Below are 3,540 nucleotides of genomic sequence, written 5' to 3' on the forward strand. Positions count from 1 at the left end.
GAATGCGCATAATGTTCATGAAATGTTCTAGCACAAAACTCTATCCAGAGTAAGAACTGTGCCTGACAGACGAGGGCGTAAAACCAGCATCGAGAGTCTGCTTCCCGACGATCGCGAGACGTGGGCGCGGGAGATATGGGCCGACCGTCTTGAGATCGCCAAACTGCCCGCCGGTGCGTGGATGCTACGAGAGGCTGCAAAGGTGTTGGGGTTGGACCAAGAAACAGTGGACGAGGTACTGCGTCTGTAAATCCGAACTCCCGCTCCACATGGCGAAGCGGTCATCCGACCAAAAGACTCGGATGTCTCCGTTGAGCCCGGAGTAGACGCCCCAAACAGAAATCAAGCCCTGTCTGCCTCCACGACGCCCTTGGAGACGGTTTCTGCTTTTGACCGAAGCCACTTCACAAATGTTCTGACCTCGGGGCGTAGATGTCCTGCTGCCGTTTCGATGTGGTACACACCGAACAGCGGCTCGGAAAACAGCTCCAAAACCTGGTTCGACGCGAGGTCTTCGACGAAGACCCGTCATCTGAGCAAAAGCGTCGGATGTCGAAGGTGACCCCGGAGTGGACCTACCGCTTCCGATGCAAGCAGCTCAACATTCATCGATTTGGCCCAAACCGCAGGAAATGTCATAGTGCTATCAGAACAGCTTTTTGGGGGGGGAGCATATGAAGAGCCTTTTTCTGGAAGAATTTGACGCGACCATTCGATATCACGTCGTCGATGGGGAAGGACCAGTAGTTGTCTACCTGGCCGCGCTGAGTTTCCCAAGTCTTCCGAATTTCCTTCCTTCCGCCACGCATCCCTCAATGCCCCGTCGTCATAGTATCTTTGTTGATTACCTCGGCGTTGGGTACAGCGAACATCCTCCGGCATTCGACCACTCTATGCAGAACCACGCGAAGACCGTGGCCAGCATCTTGGATCACGAAGGCCTGACGGCTTGCGTCGTGGTCGGGCATAGCATGGGAGGCACGGTGGGTATCTACCTGGCACTGCAGCGCCCAGAACTCGTGTCACATCTTGTTGTGTGTGAAGGCAATCTGACCACTGGAGGCGGCGCTGGAACTCGATACTTCACCTCGGTGCCACAGGACGAGTTCGTTGCCGATTTCTTTCCAAGCCACCTTGCGAAGTGGCGCGAAGCCGGACGTGAAGGTGACCAGTCCGCGGCTTGGCGTTGCGGGGCGTGGGAAGGCTCTGACTTCATCGGTGTGTACAAAAACAGCCTCGCGCTGGTGCAACTCGATAATGACCTCAAGCAGAAGTTCTTCGACCTGCCAATGAAGCGCACATTCATCTACGGTGAGGCGTCTTTGCCGGAGAATACAGGTGAAGTGACAGCGGACGCGCCGGACCCTGACGAATTAAGGGCCAATGGTGTTTCAATTGGCGTCGTACCTGATGTGGGCCACATGATGATGGTTCTGAACCCCAGCGGCTTCGTGGATGTCCTGAAGTCGGAGCTATAGCCTCGACGGTCACACAGGGGCCACCGGTCCGCTCACTGAAAGATGGAATGCTTTGCTGACGATGTCTTATGCCGATGCTTGGCTGAAGTGGTCTCATATCCTTGAAGCGGGAGCTGCTCCTCTCACCGAGCGAATGCTCGAACTGGGCAAAGCAAGGTCCGCACGGGCTGTTCTGGATGTCGGCACCGGGATCGGCGAACCCGGTATCTCCGCGGCACAGGTAATGGAGCAGGCTGGGCGCGTCCTCGGCATCGATCCCGATCCGAATATGATCGCTCTGGCCAGGAACAAAGCCCGCGAAGGGAACGTCAGGAAAATCGACTTCGAAGTCGCCAATGTTGAAACCATAAACCTCGTAGGCGGGAGCTTCGACCTGATCTTGGCGCGGTGGTCGCTGATGTTCGTAAGCGACCTCGCGTCAACGATCACTCGTCTTTGCAGGGCGCTGAAGCCGGGTGGTCATCTCGTTGCAGCGACCTGGTCGTCGCCGGATCGGGTTCCCGCTCTGTCCATTGCGAAGGCGGCGGTTCACAGGCACTTTGGGCTGCCGGGTTCACCTCACGATGCGGTCAGCACGTTTTCCCTTTCAGGTGAGACAGAAATCACATCTCTTCTCTGCGAAGCGGGCTTTCGGGATATCACGATCCGGCCAATAGATGTGGTCTACGACTTCGCGTCGGTTTCGGAGTTCATCCAGTATCGCCTTGATGTTGCCGGCCCCCTGTGGCCTGGCATGGATGCTGGTTCCTCCAAAGAAGTGGAGGACGCTTTCGAGGCCATCGGCTCGGATTTGAAACAATACAAGAAGCCAGACGGCACATATCGGCTGACAAACAATGCTATCTGTATTCATTGTCGAGCGTAGGATGCTCCCATTTCTGGATGGCAGTTGTGTCCCGCTTCTCGGACATCCAGCTCGATGTGACGGACGTCCGCTGCCACCGAAAGCAGACTTTTCGGCCGAAAACCGTGCCGCGACGACCGTCGATGACCAGTTTTAGGGGCAGACCAGTCATCTGACAAAAAGCGTCGGATGTCTCAGAAGAGCCCAAGGCGGTCGTTAATGGGACCGCAGCGAATGTCCGGTTATTCGACCGACCCGCAATTGCAGCGCAAATCGCTACGATTTTCTCGCAGGCATTGATTTAGCTCACTGTTGATTGGCAACGAGTCCACTTCTCGGGTTCAGATAGAAGCTCTTCGCCCGATTCAGATATGTAGCGGGCAAAGACGACATCTTCGCTGCCCAAAACCAAATCAACTGTCGCGCCTGCCCATTCGCCGTGTGGCGGCATTTTGAAAACGTAATGATGGCGATCATAGTCACCATAAACCTCGGTGCCATCGCTCAACTTCACTTCTTCGTATAAAATCTCCGTTCGTTGTCCATCCTGGCCGCACCAAATACCATTGATACTGTCGGCCATAGCCATACCGCCACTAAGGAACGTCATCGCGCATACAGCCAAAGCCACCATTGTTCTGCTAGCTCTGTGATGAGAACTGGCCGCGAGAACGGACATGATGAAAGATTGGTTTGTGTCTTTGTTTGGTAGTCGCGCCTTCATCGAGCGAGGATAACATGCGAAAACCAGGTCTGTCTTGGAACGAGCCAGGTAGAAATAGTGAATCCTTGCGACCCATTGTGAACAAATTGAATTTTCTACCACCTTGGTGCACTGCGTGGCGCACGATGAGCGCCCGAACTGATCAGTAGCGCGTCGTTTTCCTTTCAGGAGGGTCTTGGATGGGCAGAAGAGATCACAGAAGCCAGCAAATTCGTGCCTACGAATTACGTCTTCTTGCACTACTCAACGTGAGCTAGACTTCCGGAATGCTGAAATTTACAGTCTGTTCGGTCATTTTTCTCGGAATATTCACTTCAGCGACTGCTGAAGACTTGGTCAACTTCGAAGAGGTCCTGTCCTTCCCCCCTAGAACTGGGCCATTACTTTGGCCGCGAGAGGGGGATTGGGCATGGCGAGGAAGCGACATTCAGACGAAGACATCTTGAAGCTGCTGCGTGAGATTGAGCTGAAGCTGACGGCTGGTGGTGATGTGG

The 3,540-nt window shown here is 54.7% G+C and carries 3 protein-coding genes; 2 read left to right on the forward strand and 1 reads right to left on the reverse strand.

Going from position 1 to position 3,540, the window contains the following annotated elements; genetic code table 11:
• The first annotated feature begins 674 nt into the window (after positions 1-674).
• On the forward strand, positions 675-1,478 hold the full coding sequence (locus ACKLNI_RS00015; protein ID WP_413716942.1) for an alpha/beta fold hydrolase: 804 nt from the start codon (positions 675-677) through the stop codon (positions 1,476-1,478).
• Between the two features lie 61 nt (positions 1,479-1,539).
• Positions 1,540-2,343 carry a class I SAM-dependent methyltransferase gene (locus tag ACKLNI_RS00020; protein WP_413716943.1) on the forward strand — a complete coding sequence of 268 codons (804 nt, stop codon included), beginning with the start codon at positions 1,540-1,542 and terminating at the stop codon, positions 2,341-2,343.
• Between the two features lie 280 nt (positions 2,344-2,623).
• Here the strand turns inward: ACKLNI_RS00020 and ACKLNI_RS00025 are convergent, their stop codons facing one another.
• Positions 2,624-2,905 carry a hypothetical protein gene (locus tag ACKLNI_RS00025; protein ID WP_413716944.1) on the reverse strand — a complete coding sequence of 94 codons (282 nt, stop codon included), beginning with the start codon at positions 2,903-2,905 and terminating at the stop codon, positions 2,624-2,626.
• Positions 2,906-3,540: the final 635 nt, after the last annotated feature.

The organism is Silicimonas lutimaris (assembly GCF_047314965.1).
Lineage (GTDB): Bacteria > Pseudomonadota > Alphaproteobacteria > Rhodobacterales > Rhodobacteraceae > JAVJUV01.

Coding starts and splice junctions, on each gene's coding strand:
- ACKLNI_RS00020 (WP_413716943.1), top strand. CDS start 1,540: ATGTCTTATGCCGATGCTTGGCTGAAGTGGTCTCATATCCTTGAAGCG.
- ACKLNI_RS00025 (WP_413716944.1), bottom strand. CDS start 2,905: ATGGCCGACAGTATCAATGGTATTTGGTGCGGCCAGGATGGACAACGA.
- ACKLNI_RS00015 (WP_413716942.1), top strand. CDS start 675: ATGAAGAGCCTTTTTCTGGAAGAATTTGACGCGACCATTCGATATCAC.